Genomic DNA, 22,980 nt, shown 5'->3' with positions numbered 1-22,980 from the left:
AGCCCCTCTGCCTCACTGAGGCAGAGGGGCTTTCCTCATGCCGACCTCGACGCAGGCCGTCCCGTCGCTGTGGCTGCTTCCCTTCCAGGCGATGACCGGCCCGGCCGTCCAGAGGACCGCCGACTCCGAGGTCATGGTTCCGGGCGGGTCCTCGGCCCGCACGCCACGGAGAGACGGGACGACCTCGGCGGTCAGGACCTCGCCGAGATCGGCACCGTGGACGGCCGGAGCGGCGCCGTCGGCGGGGAAGTGCCGCCACCGGCCCGGCCGTCCGTCCGGGTCCGCCGCCCGTACGGACGCGTCCTGGCTCACGCCGTCCGTGGTGGCGAGGATGTCGTGGCCGCTCAGCCGGGCCACCTCGGCCGCGAACGCCTCGTCCACGCCGCCCATGACGAGCACGACCGGGCGATCGCCGAGATCGTCGAGTCCGCGCAGGAGGCCGGCGAAACCGGCGGCGTCCAGGCGCTCGGTGACCGGCTCGGTCGTCCGGGCGGCCGGGTCGTACCGTACGGCGGTCAGGACGACACCCTCCGCCCCGTAGTGGCCCGCGATCGGATACCAGTCGCCGTACCGAGGCAGGGCGAAGGCCGCCCGCAGGCGGCCCAGTTCCTCGGCCCCATTCGCCGGTGCGGTGGCCGGGACGTGCGGCAGGTAGCGGCCGTGCGGCGTGGGAATGCCCGTGGAACCGTCCAGCATCCGCAGGGCCAGCGCGGTCTCGGGATCGACGAGGACCTCGAGGGACTCGTCCATCGTGTACCACTGCCGGTCCTGGCCGGCCCCGTAGCGGACGAAGCGCCGCTGGTTGACCGCGCTGATCGTCAGGCCGGCCAGCACGCCGACGCTCACGCGCAGGTAGTGCGTCCGGCGGCGGAAGACGATCGGCCGTACGAGGCGTTCGCCGGCGGTTCCTCCGTGGTCGTGGCTCTGGCCGAGGTACCCGGACGGTTCGACCGGTACGTAAGGGTTCCCGCTCGCGGGGGCGAGCGCCGGGCCACCGTCCATCGACAGGCCGAACGTGCTGCCCGCCGAGTCCAGGAGGTCGTTCTCGGCCATGTGCAGCGACTCGGAGGTCAGCCGGGCGTCGACCCAGCCGAGCGGCCGCGGGTCGTAGAACCGGGCCTGGACCGACAGCTCGCCACGTACGTCGGTGGCCGGGCCGTCCTCGCGGACGAACGCCGGGAACACCTGCCCGTCGCCCAGCGACGTGTGAAATCCGGACAGGAACTGGTGGCGGCTGAGCAGCGCGGCGTACGCCTCGAACGGGACGCCCGTGGCGCCCATCAGGTTCCGTACGGAGGAGGACGCGGCGGTCCCGTTGAACACCGCGATCGACCGGTCGAACAGGGCGCGCAGGGACAACGGATCGATGCCGCCCGGTACGACGCCGCGCGACAGGATCAGGTCCCGCCCGACGGGGAGGACCGTACGTCCCGCGTTCGCCAGCACCTGTTCGGGCGTCGGCGCGGCGGCGGCCGGTCCCACCCGCCGGTCGATCGGCGCCGGCGGCGAAAGCAGCATCGCCACCGGGACCTGTACGCGCTCCACCACGTCGACGTGGTCGGTGACGGCCACCGGAACGGGCGTGCCCGGATCCGTGAGCAGGGCGAACCCGGAGTTCGCGAGGCCGAGCGTGATCACCTGCAGCGCCTTGGACGGGTTGTACCCGCGGTAGACGGTCGCACTGATGCGCAGCCGGCCGGTGTAGGCGTGCGTGTCGCCGAGGATGGTGAGCACGTCCCGCGTACGGAAGATCTCGCCCTGGGCGTTCGTGGCCTGCGCGTAGAAGTCGCTCTCGGCGACGCCTTCGAGATAGTCGCCCGCGACAGCACGGGAGACCGGCGGGATCCGGGTGGTGCCGGTGCTGGCGCCCGCCGAGTGCGCCGACGTCGTGCCGCGCCGGGCGACCCGGCGCTGGGTGTTGAGCCGGTACACCGCGAAGTCGCGGGCGCGGGTGTCGTCGTAGGCGTAGTCCTCCCCTTCGACGAAGTCGGCGCGCAGGACCAGGCTGACCTGCTCGTTCATCCCCGGAAGCGAGCGGGCCAGGTGCAGGACCAGGCCGGGGCCGAGGAGCGTGTCGCGGTGGCCCAGCAGGGCGCTTCGCTCCAGGATCGTGTGCAGACTGGCCGGCAGGCCCGTGTACGACGCGGTCGGCGTGCCGTCCACGATCGTCCACTGCCGGTGCAGCAGGCGCCTGTCGACGACACCGAGCACGCCGCGGACCATGTCGAGCACCGGGTTGAGCCCGTCGGGCGGGTGCTGGAGCCCCGGCCAATCCAGGCGGTCGGAGGTGGACACCAGCGGGATCAGGCTCGGCGGAAGCCACTGGGGTACGTGGAGCGGGCGTTCGACCCGCTCGTGCGGCGCCGGCCGCAGCACCATGATCCCGCCGACCACGAGCACCTGCACCGAATCCTGCCGCACCGACCAGGTCCCGGCGGCGTTGGCGCTCCAGCTCGTCACCGTGACGTCCCACAGCATCGTGCCGCGGTGCGGCCGGTAGTCGCGGTCCTCCTGGGTGAGCCAGCGGCCGGACAGCACCTCGTTGGAGTCGATGCGCGTCTCGGCGACGTTCCGGTAGGTCCAGCTCCCGTACGGGCCGCCGTCCTCTCGCGTACCGGCGAAGTCGGCCCCGCCGGACACGGTGTGGGAGGTGGAGCGCCGGCCGGTAAAGATCACGGCGGGCTCGGAGTCCATGATGTCGGTCTCGCGCATCCGCACCACCCCGGCCTGGCGCTGGAGGTCGTACGCCCGCCCCCGCAGGGCGACGACCGCGTGCCGGTCGCCGACCTCTCCGCCGTGGACGAGGCCGGACGCCTGCACCGTGGTCCCGCCCCACATCAGCCGGCCGATGAGCTGGTCCTCGTTGACCGTCACGTCCAGCGTGTCGGCGTAGGTGCGCTCGGGCACGCCGGCCTCGTCGAGGAGCTCCGCGACGACCCTCCGCAGGTCCGCGACGCCGAAGACCTCCAGGGGCTGGTCGTCGGACCGCAGCGTCTCAGGGGTGCCGAGGACACCGTCCCACTGCTCCGGACCGGTGATCGGCCGCCGGCGTACGACCGGCGCGCCCAGGTTCGGCAGCGGACGCGGAACCGTGTCGCCGCCGGCCAGCGGGCTGAGGCCCTCGGCGACGGCGTAGCGCATCAGGCCGGGGACCGTCCCGCGGTGGGCGACCGTACGCGCGACGGGATCCGGCAGGCCGCTGAACAGGCGCCGCACGGCCCCGGTCACCGCCCCGGTCACGGTGCCCCCGGAGGCGAGCTCCGGCTCGAAGGTCAGCTGGACCTCGACGTGGAAGCGGGTACCGAACGTGAACAGCCGGACCGGCCCCTCGTACACGAACCCCAGTGAGGACCACACACCGGCGCGCGCGGTCAGGGCGGACGAACTCGACCGGCCGTAGGCGTACTGGACCGGGAAGTTGGCGCTGTGCAGCCGGATGTTCAGCGGGCCGACGCGGATGTGGCCGCCGCCGCGGGTGGCCCACTGGGCCGCCGCCTCCTCGGCCGCGCCCAGGTCGCTGTAGGAGATCGGGTAGTGGTCGATCCGCCCCCACTCGATCCGGTCGCCGGTCCACTCGGTGCCCTGTTCGGACCGGACCCGTACGGTGAGCCGCAGCCGCCCGCCGTTCGTCTGGTAGAGACGGGTGTAGGACATGCGGTGGCTGATCAGCTGACTGGTGTACGGCAGCGCGGCGGCCAGGGAGAACCGCTGGGTCAGCGCCCGCTCCAGCCGGTGGCGCTGCCGCGCCGTCAGCGGCCCGGCGTACGTCGCCAGCCGGGCGTCGCCGAACGCGCCGTCGATCTGCCCCATCGTGGCGGAGATCACGCGTTCGAAGCCGCCGAGCAGGTCGAGGACCGACGCGCCACGGCTGCCGCCCGTCAGGATTCCCAGCGGAGGCGTGCGGTCGGTCAGGTGCCGCCCGTCCACCGGCAGTGCGTTGCCGGTCCCGTACGGGTCGAAACCGTCGAGTACCGCCCGCAGCTCCCGCTCGAACCGGTCGGCCTCCCGCTCCGGCACGGCCACGTATCCGATCATCGCCAGAGGGACGGCGCCGGCCGCGCTGGACCGCGAGGACCGGACGTCGGCGCCGAGGTCGATCGCGAGCCGGTAGACGCGCCGCTGTGACGGGTAGCCGAGGTACCGCCAGTCCCCCGCGCCCATCGAGGCGGCCAGGCTCCGGTTGACCGAGCCGCCCGGGCTGAAGGAGAAGATCGGGCCGATCGTCAGCGGCGTCCCGCGTACGGTGAAGGTCGGGAAGTTCGGGGCGAACTGCACTCCCGAGGAGACGCCGCCGCTCATCCCGCTGGACTCTCCGGACCAGAACAGGTGCCGGGCGTCCTGCTGGACGTAGCCGTGGGCGGTGTCGACGCGCCGGACCGACGTCACCCGGCCGCGCAGGCGCAGGGCCGCCCACTGCTCGCTCTGCGGGTTCACCCGGAACTCCCCGGACAGATACCCATGGCCCAGCACGTGCTGGGCCACGGCGAACAGCGACGGCTCGGCGAACACATCGGACACCGAATCGCCGAAGGCGGCGTCGGCGCCGGGGAAGCGACGCGTGATCTCCGCGGCCGCCGCGCCGGGTCCGCCGTCCGTGACGAGCGACTCGACGATCGTCGTGACCCGCCGCAGGACGCCGTGGAACGCCTCCGCCATCTCCGCGGGCGGGCTCGCCGGCAGTTCGGCCACCATGGGCGTCTCCGGCGGGGGCCCCGAATCCTCCGGCGACTCGTCCTCGGCGAAGGCGAGCGTCACGCCGACAGGCGACGTCGCGAGCCGTTCCGTCCCGTCTCCGCCGGTGAGCGTGACGGACCAGCGGCTGCCGGGCACGTCGAAGAACGCGTACCGGTCGTGCCAGATCTGCTGGACCGACGCGTTGACGGCGCCCTCGTAGGCGCCGAACGTCCGCGACCCCCGCCCGGTGAGGGTCGGGAGCACACCGACGCTCGGCATCCACCACCGGCCGGTGGCGATGCTCATCAGGCCGTCGCCGGCCGTCTCGGGCGCGATGGAGCGGCTGTCGGTGAACTCGGTGTAGGTCGACGGCGTCATGATCTGCGGGAGGTCGAGCGCCTGGGAGGGCCGCGCCCCGACCTGGACCGACTGCACCTCCTCCGGCCGCCGGTAGACCGCGCCGGTCAGCGGGCCGAGCGCCAGCCGTACCGTGGCCCCGGGGACGCGGATTCCCCCGGCCGAGGCGAGCCGCCGCCCCGCCTCCGCGGCGCCCAGCCGCTCGAACTCCGCCACGAGCGCGTCCGTCACCGCGGGTCTCCGGTCCTCCGGCAGGAGCGCCGTGGCCTGTTCGGCCAGCGCACGGTCCGCGCCCGGCCGCGCCGCTCCGACCCGCGCGACGTGGCCCCACTCGCCCCACGGGATCACCCGGCCGTTCCGCGCCGCCTCGAACAGCACCCGGCCGGGGAGCCGCCGGGCCCGCCGCACCTGGTCGTCCCCGGTGGTCGCAGGCGCGTCCGGCGGCGGGGCGGCGGCCTCCACGCCGATCGCCAGCAGATCGTCGACGGCCGCGGCGCCGGCGGCCCGGTCCACCGCCGCGAACCGCTCGCGGAGCGGCTCCGGTGCATCGGCCAGGAGCGCGCCGACCCTCTGGTCCAGCGCGCCGACCGCCGCGTCGTAGATCTCGCCGACGCCGGTCTCGATCTCGCCGAGCGCCGCGCGCGCGGCCTCGACGCGCTCCTGGAGGTTCGGCCGCCACGGACCGTCGACGATCTCGCTCAGGCGGCCGAACGGCGCGTCCAGGCCGGCGGCGGCGTCCGGGCCGAGAACCGCCAGCGCGGGCCCCAGTCCGCTCGCCGCCAGCATCGCCTGGTTCAGCGCCACGGCGGCGTCGTCCCGCAGCGCCCGCGCTCCGGCCGACCAGGCGTCGCGCAGCGCGTCGATCCCGGCCGTACCCGCCACGAGTCCGGCCAGGGTACGCGTGTCCTCGGCGGTGACCTCGCCCTCGACGCCGGGGAACGTACGGATCACCGCGTACAGGTCGTCGAGCCTGACCTCGTTGCCCGGAGCCCGGCCCGTACGCGCCAGGACGGTCGTGTCCGCGCGTACGGCGTCGGCCAGCCGACGGACCTTCCGCAGCTGCTCGACGGTGAACTCCGTGCCGTGGACGTCCCGGGTGAGACGCGCCGCCGACAGGAGAACCGGAAGGTCACCGCCGCGCGCAAGCAGGGACCGGTTCACCTGCCGCGCGAAGGCGGGCCAGTCCAGCGCGCGCGAACCACCGTTCGACGCCAGTGTGGTCAGCCGCTCCATCGCGTCCGCGTGGGACGGGGTGAAGCGGTAGCTCGCGGGAAGCCCGAACTCTCTTCGCGCCCGCGCGTACGCCCGGCCGAGGGGCGCACCGGCGGCCGGGGCGGCCGCCTCGAAGCGGCCGGAGGGCGCGAGCCTGCCGAGGGGCGCGGCACGTGTGCCGGTGCCCGGCGCCAGCATCCACAGCGTGCGGTCCGGTTCGAGCACCGCCGCACCGGCCTCCACGCACGCCCCCGGGCCGTGCGCGCTCCGGCTCGCCTTCCGCCACATGGCCCACTCCCGTGCTGCTCACGTCGATAGTCGACACTTACAGTCGGTTCAGTGGGTAAGGCTTGATCCTCAGTGCCGGGCCACTTCTCTCTCACATCCCGGGATGAGGGCCATGCCCTTCCGGATGGAGTCCTGGTCGCTCTGCCGCCCGCCGAGGGCCGGTCCCACGACCCCTGACGAGGTGTCCTTGGACAACCCGACGTACTTGACCCCCTTCTTGCGCAGGCAGGCGACGACCTTGAGCTGGAAGTCCGCCGCGTGGGGGTTCCTGGCGTCCTCCTCCCACGGCGGCAGCGGAAGCAGGCTCTCGCACGCCCGGTTCGCCTTGTCCATGGTGTCGCCGGACGGTCGGGGCGCGTCACCGCTGCGTGTCCTCATCACGTCCACCCCGTGCTGTGACATGCACTTCAGGTACGGCGCCTGAAGCGCCGTCCGATCCGCGTCGGTCATGTCCAGGCGATACCGGAGCCGGTCGCCCGATGACGGTGACGCCGACGCGCGCGTCGGGGTGGACAGCGACGCGACCTTCGGGGGCGCGGCGGGGTGGGACGAGCAGGCCGTGCTCACGGCGACGACCGCGCCGAGGAGCACCAGCCGTACGGGGACGGGCATGGGACCAGACCTTTCTTCAACGGGTTTCACGAGGTGGCCAGGGCTTCGGTGGGAGTGAGGCGCGCCGCCCGGACCGAGGGATGGATGCCGGCGAGCGTTCCGACGAGGACCGCGCCGGCGAGGCCGCCGGCGACGGTCGCCGGTGCGATGACCGGCGGCCACCGCTCCCAGGTCACGTAGCCGAGCGTCGCCAGGACGCCGATCGCGGCCCCGGCGATGCCGCCGAGCCCGGCGACCGCGACCGACTCGGTCAGGAACTGGATGAGGATCTGGCCGCGAGTGGCACCGAGCGCCCGCCGCAGGCCGATCTCGCGGCGGCGTTCGAGCACCGAGACGAACATCGTGTTGGCCACGCCCACCCCGCCGACCAGCAGGGCGATCCCGGCCAGCCCCAGGAAGAGCGCGGAGAAGGTGGCTTGGCTCGCCCGCTTGGCGGCGAGCGCGTCGGACGGGCGGCTGACCTCGACCAGGCCGGCCGCCTGCGGGTAGAGCGTCGCGGGCAGCACGGCGCGTACATCCTCGATCGCGTCCTCGCGCGCCTTGACGTAGACCACGGTCGGGCGGCCGTCGAAACCGAGCCGGTCGGTGGCCGCACCCCAGCCGACGAGGACGGAGCGCTCGATGTCCGGGGCCAGGGGCAGGGGGTCGAGGACGCCGATCACGGTGAACCAGGTGTCGCCGATGTAGACCTGCGGGGCCGGCCTGCCGGGCACCACCCGGTCGATGCCGAGCCGGGTGGCCGCGACGTAGCCGAGGACGGTGGTCGGGAAGTTCTCGGTGGAGGCGCCGAGGAACCGGCCGGAGTGAACCGTCCCGTTGATCTCGCCGAGCAGGTTGGTGCCGCTCGCCAGCACGGTGAGGCCGGATCCGTCCTCCGGGTCGATCCGGTCCGTACGGCGTACGACGGCGTGGGTGTTGGCCACTGCGGCGGCGCCGGTCACCGGGCCGATGCGCGCGGCCATCGCGACGGCGTCCTTGGGCAGCTCGACCGGCGTGTCCTGCTGCGCGATCGGTTCGGCCCGCAGGGTGTTGGTGCCCAGCGCGGTGAGCCGGTCGAGCAGTTCCGCCTGGCTGGAGGCCGGGATGCCCGTGACGACGATCATGGTGGCGACGCCGATGGAGATGCCGAGCGCCGAGAGTGCGGCGCGGAGCTTGCGCGTGCTGATGCCCAGCAGGCCGAGCCGAAGGACGTCGCCGGGGGCGAGCCGTGGGGGCGCGGTCATGGCGTGCGCCGCGCGTCGGCGACGACGCGCCCGTCGCGGAGGGCGACCTGCCGCGGGAGCCGCGCCGCGATGTCGCGGTCGTGCGTGATGACGGCGATGGTGGTGCCCTCCCGGCCCAGGCCGAGCAGCAGGTCGAGGACGGCCTGACCGTTGGCGGTGTCCAGGGCGCCGGTCGGCTCGTCGGCCAGGACCAGCGCGGGAGCGTTGACCACGGCGCGTGCGATGGCGACCCGCTGGCACTCGCCGCCGGACAGCTGGTGCGGCAGGTGGTCCGCGCGGTGGCCGAGCCCGACCCGGCCGAGCGCCTCCAGGGCCATCGTGCGCCGATACCGGCGCGGGACCCCGGCGTACAGCAGGCCGGTGGCGACGTTGTCGGCCGCGCTCAGGCCGTCGGTGAGGTGGAACCCCTGGAAGACGAAGCCGAGCCGCCGTCCTCTCAGCGCCGACAGCCGCCGGTCGGTCAGCCGGGTGACGTCCTGGCCGTCGATCGCGACGGTCCCCCGCGTCGGCAGGTCCAGCGTCCCGACGATGTTGAGCAGGGTCGACTTCCCCGAGCCAGAGGGGCCGACGATGGCGAGCAGCTCCCCCTCCTCGATCGTCAGCGAGACGCCGTCGAGGGCGGCCACGCCGCCGGAGTAGTGCTTGCTCACGTCACGGAGCTCCACGACCGCTGTCATGACGACGCCGTCACCACTTTCAGTCCCGCGACGATGCCCGGGCCGCTGATCTCCACGAGCTCACGGGCGAACATGCCGGTCGTGACCGGCATGAGCCCGCCGCCCGGCGGCTGGACCGCGTATCCGCCCTCGCGCAGTGCCAGCAGCGCGCCGACGGGCACCGCGAGGACACCCGTGTGCCTCTCGGTGGCGACCAGCACCCGTACCGAGGCGGCGTCCAGGCCCGCGACGTCCCGGCCGCGCAGCGGGGTGACCGTCACGGTCAGCTTCGGAGAGTCGTCGCCGCCCTGCACGGTCGTGCCGACCGAAGTGATCTTGGCCCGTACGTGGCGCTCGTCCGGCCGTACGAGGGTGACGGCCGCCCCGGTCTCCAGGTCGTCCGCGTCGGCGGGATCCACCGGCAGGGTCACGACCTTCGTCGTCGAGGTCACCGTCATGATCGGCCCGGCCGCAGGGTCGCCGAGCTGTGCCTGTACGGCGCTGACCCGGACCGGCCCCGGCACCACGACGACCTGCCCGGCGCTCAGCGTGCCGGTGGCCGGGAGTCCCGCCTTCGCCTGCCACCGCCGGAGCGCGTCGCGGAGATCCGGCGTCATCACCGCACGCCGGGAGGCCGAGGTCACGTAGCCGAGGGCCGCCAGGTTGGCCTCGACCATGGCCACGTCGGAGCCGTGTACGGGCGCGGCGCCCAGCTTCCGGAACAGCGGCGTGTGCCCGTAGAAGACCGGGACGGGCCGGTCGTTCACGCGGTAGAGGGACCTGCCGCGCGTGGCGACCGTGCCCGCGGCGGGCAGCCGCGTCAGCACGCCCTTGCCCGCGCCCTTCAGCGGGCGTGCCTTCCCGTGGCCGAGCGTGCCGTCGAACGACCGGCTGTCCGACAGGTCCGTCCGGATGACGGTGGCCACCTGGACCGGTGCGGCCTTCGGCCGTACGGGGACACGGCGGTGCGGCAGGAGCACGCCGAGCGTGACCAGCGCGCCGGCGCCGAGCACGCCCGCCACCACGATCTTCTTCCGTTGGAGCCGTCTCGTCACGACGAGCACGATCACCGGTGAATGTCAGAGACCTGTCAGGCGACGATGAGGATGCCGTTGCGCGAGTCCCGTACGAGGGTTCGCACATCGCCCGCGACCGTACGATTCACGACATGTGCGCGCAGATCGTCATCGCCGAGGACGACGTCAAACAGGCCGAACTCGTGCGCCGCTACCTCGAACGGGACCGGCACTCGGTCGTCGTCGTGCACGACGGGCGCGCCGCGATCGACGCGGTCCGCCGCCGGGAGACCGATCTCCTGGTGCTCGACGTGATGCTTCCCCGGGTGGACGGCCTGGAGGTCTGCCGGACCCTGCGCGAGGAGAGCGACGTCGCCGTGCTGATGCTCACCGCCCGGTCCACGGAGGACGACCTGCTGCTGGGGCTCGACCTGGGCGCCGACGACTACATGACCAAGCCCTTCAGCCCGCGGGAGCTGACCGCGCGGGTCCGCACGCTGCTCCGGCGCGCCCAGCGTACGGCGGCCGGTTCACGGCTCAGGGTGGGCGACATCGTCATCGACCCCGTCCGCCACGAGATCCACCGGAACGGCGAGCCGGTCGAGTGCACGCCCGGTGAGTTCCGGCTGCTGGAGACGATGGCCGCCGAGCCCGACCGGGTCTTCAGCCGGGAGCAGTTGCTCGACCGGCTGCACGGTTTCGACCGGTTCATCACGAGCCGGACCATCGACGTCCACGTGATGAACCTCCGGAAGAAGATCGAGCCGGAGGCGCGCAGGCCGACGTACCTCCTCACCGTCTACGGCATCGGGTACAAGCTGACGGACGGCGGGCGGGGCGATGGCGCGCGCTAGCGTGCCGTGGAGCCGGAGCCTGTGCACCCGGCTGCTCGCGATCTCGGTGATCATCGCGGTCGGTTCGGTCACGACGACCGCGTGGCTGGCCATCCGGACCACCACCGACGCGCTCCGGCACCAGCAGGCCCAGGCGGTGACCGACGACGCCGCCGTCTACAACGAGCTGGTCGGCTACGCCGCCACCCACACGTCCTGGGACGGAGTCGGCCCGACCGTCACCCGGCTGGCGCGCAGCACCGGCCACCGCGTCACCCTGACCTCCAGGGATCGCCGGCCGATCGCAGAGTCGGCCCGGGGCGGACCGGCCCCGTCCGGGACACCGACGACCGTGGACCCCCTGGCGGTGAACCCTCTTCTGGTACCGGCCGCCGCCTCCGACCGTGTCGACCCCCGGGCCGTCGGCCCGTTCGCGCTGACCGCAGGCGAGCTGGCCGCGTTGCGGCGCTCCGCCGAGCGGGTCCTGGCGTGCGTCCACGGACGGACGGGAGCGGGGGTGATCGAACAGGACCCCAGTGGGCACCCGCACGTGACGACCTGGTTCCCCCTCGTGGCCGATCACTGTGGCGCCTCCGAGCTGGACGCGCCGGTCAAAAGCGAACGCCGCGCGCTGAAGGGGCTGAACACGATGGTCAACGCCTGCCTGGCGCAGAAGCAGGAGGGCACGGTCGTCCTCAACCTCGATCTGACCTGGTACATCGACCCGCGCGTCCCCTCGCCGGCCTCGCGGTCCGCACAGGCGAACACGCGGATCCGAGACTGCGTCAACCAGTCCCGCCGCGCACAGCTCACCCCGTACGTCTCTCCGCCCGCGCTGCTGTTCATCGGCGGCAGCGCCACGCCCGGTTTCGTCCTGTCCCCGGGCAACAAGTCGCGTGTGGTCGGCGTCGTGGCGCTGGTCCTCCTGCTCACCGTGGTGATCACCGTCGTGGCCGGGATACGGCTCATCCTGCCGCTGCGGGCCCTGACCCTGGCCGCGCAGCGCATCACCGGCGGAGACCTGTCGGTCAAGGTAAGGGTCGGCGGCCGGGACGAGATCGGCCGGCTGTCCTCGGCGTTCAACGACATGGCCGAGGCGCGAGTCCGCATGGAGGCGCTGCGCAAGACGATGGTCAGCGACATCGCCCACGAACTGCGGACCCCGCTGAGCAACGTCCGCGGATGGCTGGAGGCCGTCGAGGACGGCATCAGCAATCCCGACGAGGAACTCGTCTCCTCGCTGCTGGAGGAGGCGCTCCTGCTCCAGCGGGTCATCGACGACCTCCAGGACCTGGCCATGGCCGACGCCGGGCAGCTACGCCTGCATCCGGAGGACGTACGGCTGGGCGACGTGCTCGCCCAGGTGGCGGCCGCGCACCGGGCCCGGGCCGGCGAGGCGGACGTCGCGTTGACCGTACGGGTCGAGGACGACGTCGACGTCCACGCGGACCCGGTACGCCTGCGCCAGGTGGTCGGCAACCTGGTGTCCAACGCCCTGCGGCACACGCCTCCCGGCGGCACGATCACCGTGCACGGCCGCCGGGACGGGGAGTGGATCCAGATCGACGTCACCGACACCGGAAGCGGCATCGACGCCGCCGACCTGCCCCACGTCTTCGACCGCTTCTGGCGCGCGGAGAAGTCCCGCACCCGCCAGGCCGGGGGCAGTGGCCTGGGCCTGCCCATCGTCCGCAAGCTCGCCGAGACCCACGGCGGCACCGTGACCGCCGCCTCCGAACCCGGGCGGGGCTCCACGTTCACCGTGAAGCTGCCGGCCGGTTGACCGTAGCCCGTACAGGCCGCTGGCACACGCGTTCTCGCCTCGCGGGGCCGCCTGGTGGAAGCCTTGATGGTTCTTCACGCCTGGGCTCGTCGGTGTCTTGATCTGGCAGGCGCGGCGGTTTTTGGAGGAGCATGTCGATCGGGAAAGGCGCGCGGGTGAACGGCGGGCAGGCGGCGTGGCGAACCTCGCGGTACAGCGCGCTGGGGGGCCGCGGGAACGCGTGTGTCCAGGCCGGTGCGGCGTCCCTGTGGCCGGACGGAGCCGTCACCCTGGAGGCGTCTCCCGGCGGGCCGACGGTCCTGCGCCCCGCCGACCGGTCCGGCCCCGGAAAACGGGCCGATGCCGAACGCCGTGTCGCACAAGCTCGCCGTTTCTTCGACGCCGGCAAGGTGTCGGCGGAAACGTACGACCATCTCATCCTGCAGGCCACCGAGATCATGATCTCAAGGCACCGTGCCTTTCCCTTTCGGTCCGAGGCCGATCCGGCGAAGACGCGGCGCGATGAGATCCTGGAGGACGTCCGGAGCGCGATCGCTCATCAGATCTTCCTCGACGACGGAGAGGTCACAGGTCGTGCCTGGGAGCTCTCCGAGATGCTGCGGGACGTTCATCGAACGAAACGCACCAGCCCTCACCACGCACCCGGTGGAACGTCTCGCCATTTGCCCGGCAGAACCGACGCCGACCAGATCGGGGACGCGTCGCGGATCGGGGAGTCCCGGCCGCAGGCCCACGAGGCCGGTACGAGTCGACCGCCCGCCTGGCAATCGCCGCAGGCGGGACTGAGCCGGCACACACTGAGCAACCGGCGTCGGCAACGACCTGCTCGCACCGTCACCGGCCGCACCGCCATACCCGAAGAGGAAGAAGCTCCGGCACAGTCGACCTCGCGTGCGGCTCAGGACGGCGGTGCGGCTCAGCTTGAACCCGCGCCACCGGTGGAACCACCTCCCTATGTGGAGGAGGGCCCCCCTCCGTTCGAGCGCTCCAGCGGACGACATCGCGAGAGCATGCACCCGATCAGGCGCCTGGTTCGCGAACCGGACTACAACCGGCGACTCGCGGAACGCCATGACTGGTGGAACAAAGACAAATTCACGAATCTACTTAAAGCACTGAACGAGGGTGCCCGACCAAGGACCGATCCCGCCATAGACAAGGAAGATCTGGCGGAATTCAGCCTGAGGCTGAACGGTATTCCCGACTTCATCCCCGCCTTGGCCGGCAGATGGGGACTAGATGCAAGATTCGTGTACCGAATGAGCAAGAGGTTCGACGTCGACCCGACCTACCTCGAGCCGATAGGCGAATCTCTCGCAGAGTGGTACCTGGCTTTTGCCCAGCCGGACACGGACCGTCTTTCATTGGTGGAAGACGGCTACACGGCCTTCGCGGCCACCAGTAATAAAATCCAAGCACGCCGCGAAGCGCGATACTCACCCAAGGAACTGATACATATCGCCCACAGCGCCGGGATCTCGATCGGGGTCAACGAAGGCGATCTATCCACTCTTGAGAAGTTCCTGGAATATAACCACGGAAGCGCGAACGGCGTAGTCCTTCCTGGCGATGGCTCCTACCTGAACGCGGGCACCATCAGAGCCCTTGCCGATGGCTGGCGTCGCCGCGTGGCGGATAGCGCCGCGACATTTCTTCTGCAAAGCGCGATTCACGCCGACCGGCGGAACGAGTCGGCACCCGATGGTCACGGCGACTATATACCGGCACAGGTCGTCAACCGGGTCGCCGACGTTCTTCTGCACAGCGGCGAAGTTCATCAAGACGACCCTGAGAATATGCGGGAGGGCTACAGAACAGCCACCGAACTCGCCCGCGAAAGGCGACTCTGGGGACAGGCGGAGACCATATGGTCGAGGATCGCGGCCACAACACTGTTGGAACGTCTCCGGACAGAGCGCCAAGCCGCCGGAGGTTCCGGAACCGCCGGCGCCATCAAGCCGGAAATGATCGAGACCCTCACCGCCACACTACGGGCCAGCGAGGAATTCGCCGCCCTGAGCAATGATCCCGACTTCGTCGCGACCGTCATCTCCGCCGCCTCACCGGGCAGTCAGACCATCCTGGCCACCGCGGGCTCCCTCGTCGACCAGCTTTTCCCGCGAGACGGCGACGCCGGTTCACGGTCCAGAAGAAAGCAGGCGGAGGCCATCTGGCTCAACGCCTCAGCGAAAATGCTGCTGGAGCACGTACTGACGAGGCGCCAAGCCGCCGGAGGATCCGGAACGGCCGACGACATCAGCCAGGAAATGATCAAAGCCCTTGCCCGCGAACTGCGAGGCAACGAAGATTTCCGCGCCCTGAAGCACGGCGAAGACCCCGTCACGGCCATCGACACCGCCTCATCGCCAGGCTTGCAGATCATCCTGGCCACCGCCGAATCTCTCATCGACCAACTTACTCCGCAACGATCCGCGCCAGAGCAGGCGGAGATCGAACGGTCCAGGCTCGCCGCGGAAACGCTGTTGGAGCACGTACGGAGAGAGCGTCAGGCCGTCGGCACCATCGCCCGGGAAATGATCGATACCCTCGCCGATACGCTACGAGCCAGCGAAGAATTTCCTGACCTGATGAATGACGAAGACTTCGTCACGACCATCACCACCGCCTCAACACCAGGTGCGCCCATCATCCTGGCCACCGCCGAATCCCTCGTCGACCAGCTTTCTCCGCGAAGCGGCCACCGTCGGCGGTACCACGTCAGCAATCGCGCGGCCGACGACGCGTCACACTCCGCCGGTGAGACCAGCGGGACCACGCGTGTCGGACCGACGCCTCACGCCGGTTCGTCTTCCTCTCGGCGAGTCGTTCCCGCCGTCGAGCGCGTCCCGCCTCCGGCGGACAGGTCCCCGGGTGGCTCGACGCGACCCCGTCCGGCCGGCGCGCGCCCAACGATGTCCGGGGTGCCGCGGACCGGCGGCCGGAGGGCCGGGCACCCGAACGCCGTGACCGACTCGAACGGCGTCAGATGGACCTCCTCTTCCTCCAGCAACGGCAACTGTGTCAACGTCGCCGTCGTGTGGCGGTAGAACGCGGTCAGGCCGCCGGCACCAGCCGGGAGTCGATCATCGTCACCGCCGGACGACGGCGACGCTGACACAGTCGCCGCTGCTGGCGGAAGAGGAACTCCAGGTGAAGCGGTTCGCGTCGGTCACCGTGTTCGCCTGCCCCGTCGTCAGCCGGTTCCCGGTCGCGTTTCGGGGCCGCGCCGGGGTGAGCAGTGTCGGTTGCCGTGAGGGGTCGGCGAACTGTCCGAAGTAGTAGTGCGAGCCCCGGCGGATCAGCGGCATCGGCACGGTGCCGGGATCCCGCTCCGGCGTCCAGCCGATCGGATGGCGGTACCTCGGCTGCCATACGTCGAGCGGGATACCGAAGATCAGGGAGAACAGCTCCGGCACCCGGTCGGACGCCTCGTTGTCGTAGGAGCCCATGCGCCTGACGTCCTCGACGTACCGGGCCCGTGCCTCCTCCGTCTCGATGTCCATGAACCAGGCGGCGGCGACCGGCGCGGCGGACGGATGACCGGCGGCGAAGGCGAGGTCAGCCGCCAGGAAGTCGGCCATGTGCGCCCGCATCGCCGCCACCGTCGGCTCGGCGCCCAGTACCTCGCGGAGCCGGTCCCGGACCGCCCGCGGCGCGGTGAGCGCGGTCTCGAAGAAACAGTCGCCGTACCGCGGCATCGACACGTCGACGATGCCCGCGTGCCGCAACGCCGCGCCGAAGTGCCGCTCCATCCGCTCGTTCACGGCGGCGTCGAACAGGACCTGCCGGCCTTCGGCCGGCGAGACCTCGGCGGGGAGGGTCGCCCGAAGGGTCTCGGCGTGCCTCAGCGCCGTCTCCCGGTACGCGTCCGGGTAGGTCGTCGCGTAGTCGCCCTCGATCAGATCGGGGCCGGGCCGCGTGGCCGGCGGGCCGCTCCGGTCGCCGTGCCACGGGGCGCCGCTCAGCGCGCCCAGTCTCTCGGTCGGCACGCGGAGCAGGACGCCGTTCGCCGCGTCGACGTCCGGGGTGTACCTGACGAACCACGGGGCGCGGTACTCGGGCTTCCAGACCAGTAGATAGGTGGGCTTGACTCCGACAAGGGTCACGTTGCGGCCGGTGGTCTTGGGACCGCGTTCGAGCATCGTCTTCGTACCCCGGTCGGCCATGACCGTGGTGTCGGCGCCCAGGTGGTCCACTCCGGCGAACGGCCCGGCGGCGTTGTTGCCGTCGATCGGCCGGCCGCCCACCTGGAAGTCCACCAGCGCCCAGGGTGAGTGGAAGGTCACCTTGCTGCGGCCACCGCTGCTCCGGACGACCGACGCGCGGTTCCTCAAGTCGCGGATCATCACCTCGGGCGTGGTGGTGTCGAAGGTGTACTCCAGCGCGCTCACCGCGAGGGTGAGCTTGCCCAGGTAACCGCCGAAACGGCCCGGCTCACGGATCGAGAAGGTGAACCCCTCGGCGCCGAATAGCTCGGCCGACCGGCCCGACAACTGCGCCTGGGTGAGCGTGGAGGTGAGCTGCCGGAAGACGTCGCCCCAGGCGTAGAACCATGATTCGCCTCCCGGTGCCCCCATCAGGTCGCCGGCCAGTCCCTGAAGGACGTCCAGGCCCGGAAGGCCGATGATCTGGGTCTCCCGGAAGACGTCGGCCGGGAACCGGTAGCCGCCGATCAGGTCCCCGATGCCGGTGCCGGGCAGGCGCTGGGGAGGCGTCGCGCCGAGAGATCTCCGCTCGTCGTCGGACAGCGTGCGCGGAACCCTCCGGTCCAGGACCTTCGGCAGCCGCGCCGGCGGAGGCAGCACGGTCAGTCCCGGTTTCGGAGGTGGTTCCGAGGTCAGCAGGTACGGGTCGAGATGGAGCCGGGCGGCCCTGCCGCGCTGACTGTGCTCGACGCGCAGGGAGCGTGACGTCTGCAGGAGGCCGAGGGTCAGGAGGTCGAAGAGCAGGACCGGCGCCTTGCTCAGCTCGATGTCGACGGTGTAGTCGACGCCGAACCAGAACAGCCCCGAGTTGTCGTTGCCGGTATGGGAGACCTTGGACTCCGCGCTGTCGGACTCGGTACGCGTCCGCTCGTTCTGCGTGCCGTAGCTGTAGGTGTGGTTGTACCAGAAGGAGTTCGGGTCCCCGCCCCGGGTGGGGTGCAGTTCACGGATCACCCAGCCCCGGGCGTCCAGGGCCCACCGGACCCGCCGGTCGCGCGTCTTGTCCTTGGTGCGGTCGCCGCCCACCTGGAAGCCGGAGTAGAAGCGGTCGAGGCTGATGCCCTGGTAGCCGGGGTCGGTCAGGCGTCCCTTGAGCACGACCCGCAGGCTCGCGGTCCGCAGCAGGGGGAAATGGTCCGAGAGCGGTACGTCGAATGCCAGGCCACCGTCGACGACGGCGACCGCGCCCGCCGAGGACAGCGCCTTGACCAGCTCCTTGTCCAGCTCGGCGGCGACGTGGTGGCCCCAGGCCTTCTTGACCGTGTTGTAGATCTTCTTGGCGAGCTCCCGCGTACGGGGCGACCGGTACACGCCCGCGTTGCCGATGCCGTGTTCGCCGTCGAGCAGCCAGCTCGGCGCGTACAGCTCCTCCTGCTTCACCCTCGCGCCGGGGAACGCGGCGTCCTCCGTGCCCTGGGGGGTCTTCCGATGCGCCGGCACCATGCCGAGTTCGTCGGCCTGTTCGGAGCTGTGCACGAACCATCCGGCACGCGTGACGGTAACGGGCCTCGGGTCCGGCGGAGAGTCGTCCACCGCCAGGATGAAGTCGAATTCGATGTACGCCCGGCCGAGCAGCAGGAAGCTGGTCCCCGTCGACACGTCCAGCGTCATCCGGCTCCGTGTGCCGGAGATCTCCTCGTTCGAGCCGTTGTTGTTCTCGGCCCGGCGCAGGAGCTGAGGCTGGGGAGTGAGCGTCGTGTGCTCGTTCACGCCGATCGGGAACCGCACGCGGAGGCCGCCCTGCCAGCCTCTGCCGGACTCCTCGTACAGACCGTGCAGGTCGAGGCTGCCGTACTCGTTGTAGGCGCCGAAGCCGTCGGCGGGCGCGACGGTCTCGGCTCGCACCACCCGTGCGCGGGCACGCACGCTCGCGCCGGTGTCGCCCCACCGCCCGTGGAGGACGTCCGGTGCGCGGAAGCCGGCCTTGCCCTCCCAGATCGGCCAGCCGCCCTCGTCCTCGGCCGGCGACTGCTGGAGGTCCTGGATGCGGCCGGCCAGCAACTGGATCGCGTCGGCCAGCCGTACCTGCTCCGAGGCCGGCAGGTCGACGCCGAAGCGCTCGGCGAACGCCCGTTCGATCTCCTCCCGGACGCCGCCGAGGTGAGGCAGGAGCACCGACTGGTCGGGCCACTCCGGCCCGCTCTCCGCGGTCCACGCCGGCCGGTCGCCCGCCATGTCGTCGAAGGGCACCCAGGCGGCCTGCCCGTCGTCGCCGGTGACCTGCCGGGAGGTGAGCTGTACCGGCATGGTGAACGTGATGTCGTCGGTGGCGATCACCCGGCCGTCGTCGGTCACCTGGACGTTCGGGTCCTCGCGCTCCATCGGCACGGCGACGTGCTCGCCCGCCGGCCCGTCGATGACGTGCTGATCGGGGACGGTCCACTCCTCCTCGCCGTCCATGGGGTACGCGCCGGGCATGCGCGCGGTCGGGTCGTCCGGGACCGGATCGGCGCTGATGCTCGCCTCGATCCGTACGCCCTGGTCGAAGACGGCGATGTCGTCGATCGCGGCGCCGAACAGCGACCACAGCACGTGCCCGGAGGTGATCCCGAGGGTCTTGGCCAGACGCGCCGCGAGGATCGGCCGGAACTCCACCGCCTTCAGGGCGTCCACGCCCAGGGCGCCCAGGGCGAACGTGAACTGCAGGCCCCACCAGCTTCCCCAGATCTGCTCGCTGGAGCCGGTCAGGTCGTGCGTGTTGATCGTGAAGAAGTCCTGCTCTCCGTCCGGCATGCGATGCTGGAACCGCGCCTCGCCCACGGAGTGTGCCCGCAGCCAGACGTACACCTGCCGGGTCAGGCCGGCGTACTGCTTCCACTGCAGCGTGATCGGCACGCCGGTCGTGCGCATGCGCGGCAGGCCGGTGGCCAGTTGCTCCGCCGACAGCGCGCGCTTCAGCGCCCGCAGGTTCGCCTCGGCGATCGGGCTGGTCACCCACCGGCCGGGGCGGTTCGGCTGGGGGTAGGGCAGCGCGCCCGGATACCGCTGGTTGATCTGGTCGACCAGCGGCTGGTAGATGTTCTCCAGGCTCTCGCCGACCTCGGCGATCCACATCCAGGCGGGCCACCACGTCTTCAGGTCCTCCGGCGCCTTCAGCGGCGGTTCTGGAAGGACCGTGCTCGGCTGCTTGAGCAGAGGTGTCAGCTCGTCGCCGAACCACCGCCGCAGGTCACGGTCCAGCACCCGGATGGTGGTGTCGCGGGGCAGGTCGAGCGCGGTCCACGCCTTACCGCGTCCGACCTCGATGACCGCCCTGGTCTTGACCGCGATGAGCGCGGTGGGCTCGCCGACCAGCCGTACGCTGGACAGTTCGTTCGCCTCGCCGCTCAGCCCGGACGTCACCCGTACCGCCTCACGCCAGATCCACGGCATGGCGTACGTCAGGAGCTGGAAGCCCGGGTCGAATTCGCCGATCGGCTTGCCGTGGTAGAGCTGCAGCGCCGCGAACATCAGGGTCGGCGGAATATCGATCATGTCCGCGTGCGCCGTGACGACGTCCTGGTAGGTGACCAGCGTCTGCGCGTAGTCGGCCCACGTGCCGTCGTCGCCGCGCAGCACCAGGCCCGGGTTCGTGAACTCGAACCGCACCGTGACGGAGTTCGGGCCCGTACGCGGCGCGTCGAGCACGATCTCCCAGCCATGTCTGCTCCGGGCCAGCGGGAACGCCGCGACGACCGTCTCCGCAGTGATCGCCCGCTGCACCCGGCGTTCGAGCTCCGACCCGGGCTTCGCGCCGATCGCCGTGGCGACGGCCGCGGCCAGCGCACGGGCGGCCTCGAACGCCTGCACCCAGGACCAGCGCGGGAGACGCACCGGCTCGTCACGCGCGACCAGGCTCGCGGGGACGGGCTCCCAGCGGCCATCGATCCTGCCGGGGAAGACCGAGCGTGAGGCCGCGAGAGCGGCGGCGTTCAGGGGATAGAGCACTTCGCGTGAGACGGCCAGCTCCACCCCGTCACTGACGATCGGCGCCGCCCCGGTGTTGTCCTGCACCCAGGAGACACCCGGAACCCCGGTGAGCTCGACCTTCGCGAAGGCCTGGACGCTCATCCCGAACGGCACCGAGCGGTAGGTGCTGCCCTTGACCGTCTGGTCGATCCGCATGCCGTACCCTGACTGCGGTTTCTCGTAGTGGTCGGCCCAGCCCCAGGTGGCCACGCCGGCGAAGGCGTCGTGGCCGTGAAGGTCGAGCGCGCCGAGATGCTTTCCCGCGAACGAGTCCAGCGCCCACGCCACGTTGAGCGTCCCGTCGGACATGAAGAAGTGGACCCGGCCGGCGCGAGAGCCGGTGGTGAGGGCCGTCGTGTGCTTGGGCCGTACGTGGATCTCGTCGCCGAGCTGGGTGCCGCCGCTCGTCTCCGCCCACAGGGTCACCTTGAACGGCCCGACGTCGAAGGTGAGCGTGCCGCCGGCGACATGCCCCCAGTTGTCGATCAGCCAGTCGGCGGTGATCCGCGCGCGGACGCGGTCGGTGTAGTGCGCCCGCAGCCACGTGGGCAACAGGGCGACGACCTCGTCCGCGAACGCCGTCGCCGCCTCCGGCGCGACCGAACGCACCAGCTCGGGACCGAGCGAGCCGCGCAGGTAGGCGGGCAGTTCGTACCGGGCGACCGGCGTCGATCGGGTGATCTCCCACGGCGACGCGCCGGCACGGGACCGCCGCGCCTTCTCGATCGGCGCGATCGCGGCTCGCAGGGCGTCGATCGGCCCCGCGAGTTCCCTCTCGACCGACGCGTCCGGCTCCACCTGGTCACGCAGCAGCTCGGCCAGCCGCCGCCCCAGGGCGAGCCCGAGGGCTCGCAGCTCGGCCCGCTTGGCCCGGCGCGCCGCCGGGTCCAGCCCGAGGAGCGCCACGTCCTCCTGCGCGCGCTGGTGGACGAGCCAGTAGTACGCCAGGCGCTGCGCCCAGTCGCCGTCGCGGTCCGGCTCGACCTCGGTCTGGCCGGCTCGCCGCGCGACCGTCTGCTCAAGGGATCCGGCCACCTGTTGTGGCGTGGGATTCCGCGCCGCGGCAACGGTCTCCGCCGTGCGCCGGGCCGACGCGCGGCGCTCCTCCCGTAGCGCGAGCTCGGCCTGATGGCGGACGACCGCGTCCTCGATCCTCTCGCGGATCTCGGACGCGCGCTCGTCGAGCGCGCCCTCCGACTCCAGCAGCCGGATCTCGCGCTCCAGTTGCCGGCGTGTGCGAGCGGGCGCCACGGCTTCGAGCAGCCGCCGGAGTTCCGCCACGGTGTCCTGCAGCCGCAGGATCGCCGACCCCGCTTCGAGGGTGTCGTCGAGCGCGGTGATCGCGCCGTGAAGCCCTCCGGCGACGGCCCCGGACCCCGTCGTGTCCGCGCCGGCGAGCATCGCCCGCGCGGCGGCGGTGAACGAGAGCACCGTGGCCATCCGGCTCGCCACGGAGACCCGGTTGCGCTCCAGCGCCCGCAGCGGCGGGCTCGCCTTCCGGACTTCGGGCGGGATGGGGACGTCCGTGCCCGCTGCGGCCGCGGTCATCGCCTCCGACGCGCCGATCAGGGCCGTCAGCGTGCGAGGCGGGACAAGGCCCGCGGGCGGCTCGGCGGAACCGGCCGGGCGCGGCTCCGCCGGCTCGAACGCGATCTCCACCCGCCGCCGGGCCCGGGCGGCCGCGTCGGGTTCCCGGCCGCCGGACGTGGCGGGGGCGAACGTGATCCGCCCGGCTCTTTCGAGGTCCTTCAGGGACTCCCTCAGCAGCGCGAGGACCGCCTTCGCCCGCTTCTCCCCGATGGACCGCGCCCGCTGGTCGCGCAGCCGGTCTCCGGCGCGTGGCAACCGCACGAACCCGTTGCCGAAGCCGGTCGCCGTGACACGCAGGGCGGGGCCGGTCCGGCCGGTGAGGTCCCGCACCGCCGCGGCGGCCACCGCGATCCGGGCCACGGCATGGCGGTTCGCGACGGCCGAGCCCTCGTCGAACCAGACCGTGACCCTGTCCGGGGAGACGGGCGGGAGGAGGACGGTCCTCGCCTGTACGCACGCGCCGGTACTTCGCCGTGACGTCCGCCACGGGTCCGGTGTCGCCTGAGTGGCACGAAAAGCCGGTACGCCCATCTGGAATGCCACCGCCGCAGCTCACCGAACAGAGATTCTGAGCAGAAGCTAC

At 71.8% G+C, this 22,980-nt stretch carries 9 protein-coding genes; 3 read left to right on the top strand and 6 right to left on the bottom strand.

Features of this window, described 5'->3' with window-relative positions:
* Positions 1-12 precede the first annotated feature (12 nt).
* The 5 genes from QWU11_RS32260 to QWU11_RS32240 form a co-directional block, all read right to left on the bottom strand.
* Entirely contained in the window at positions 13-6,531 is a 6,519-nt protein-coding gene (locus QWU11_RS32260) for a hypothetical protein (RefSeq protein ID WP_290118257.1), read from the bottom strand.
* A gap of 69 nt (positions 6,532-6,600) precedes the next feature.
* The gene (locus QWU11_RS32255; protein WP_290118256.1) at positions 6,601-7,143 is read right to left on the bottom strand and encodes a hypothetical protein; all 543 of its coding nucleotides are present in this window, start codon (positions 7,141-7,143) and stop codon (positions 6,601-6,603) included.
* A gap of 26 nt (positions 7,144-7,169) precedes the next feature.
* Positions 7,170-8,366 carry an ABC transporter permease gene (locus QWU11_RS32250; RefSeq protein WP_290118255.1) on the bottom strand — a complete coding sequence of 399 codons (1,197 nt, stop codon included), beginning with the start codon at positions 8,364-8,366 and terminating at the stop codon, positions 7,170-7,172.
* Entirely contained in the window at positions 8,363-9,043 is a 681-nt protein-coding gene (locus QWU11_RS32245; protein ID WP_290118254.1) for an ABC transporter ATP-binding protein, read from the bottom strand. Before QWU11_RS32245 ends, QWU11_RS32250 begins: the two co-directional genes overlap by 4 nt.
* Complete coding sequence (locus QWU11_RS32240; RefSeq protein WP_290118253.1) at positions 9,040-10,077, bottom strand: peptidoglycan-binding domain-containing protein; 1,038 nt, start codon at positions 10,075-10,077, stop codon at positions 9,040-9,042. The genes QWU11_RS32245 and QWU11_RS32240 overlap by 4 nt, the downstream gene beginning before the upstream one ends.
* 113 nt (positions 10,078-10,190) lie before the next feature.
* On the opposite strand from QWU11_RS32240, the gene QWU11_RS32235 reads away from it, so the two are divergent.
* The 3 genes from QWU11_RS32235 to QWU11_RS32225 all read left to right on the top strand — a co-directional run bounded on the left by QWU11_RS32235 (position 10,191) and on the right by QWU11_RS32225 (position 15,701).
* Entirely contained in the window at positions 10,191-10,892 is a 702-nt protein-coding gene (locus QWU11_RS32235; protein ID WP_290118252.1) for a response regulator transcription factor, read from the top strand.
* A complete protein-coding gene (locus tag QWU11_RS32230; RefSeq protein ID WP_290118251.1) occupies positions 10,879-12,654 on the top strand; it encodes a HAMP domain-containing sensor histidine kinase in 1,776 nt (591 codons plus the stop codon). Before QWU11_RS32235 ends, QWU11_RS32230 begins: the two co-directional genes overlap by 14 nt.
* Positions 12,655-12,785: 131 nt before the next feature.
* Positions 12,786-15,701 (top strand): hypothetical protein, encoded by a 2,916-nt coding sequence (locus QWU11_RS32225; RefSeq protein WP_290118250.1) that lies wholly within the window; start codon positions 12,786-12,788, stop codon positions 15,699-15,701.
* A gap of 42 nt (positions 15,702-15,743) precedes the next feature.
* Here QWU11_RS32225 and QWU11_RS32220 read toward each other — a convergent pair whose 3' ends face one another.
* On the bottom strand, positions 15,744-22,940 hold the full coding sequence (locus QWU11_RS32220; RefSeq protein WP_290118249.1) for a hypothetical protein: 7,197 nt from the start codon (positions 22,938-22,940) through the stop codon (positions 15,744-15,746).
* Between the last annotated feature and the right edge of the window lie 40 nt (positions 22,941-22,980).

The organism is Actinomadura sp. DC4, from assembly GCF_030406325.1.
Classification (GTDB): Bacteria; Actinomycetota; Actinomycetes; order Streptosporangiales; family Streptosporangiaceae; genus Actinoallomurus.
Note: the sequence above shows the minus strand (reverse complement) of the source record. Positions and strands in the feature narration are given on the sequence as shown.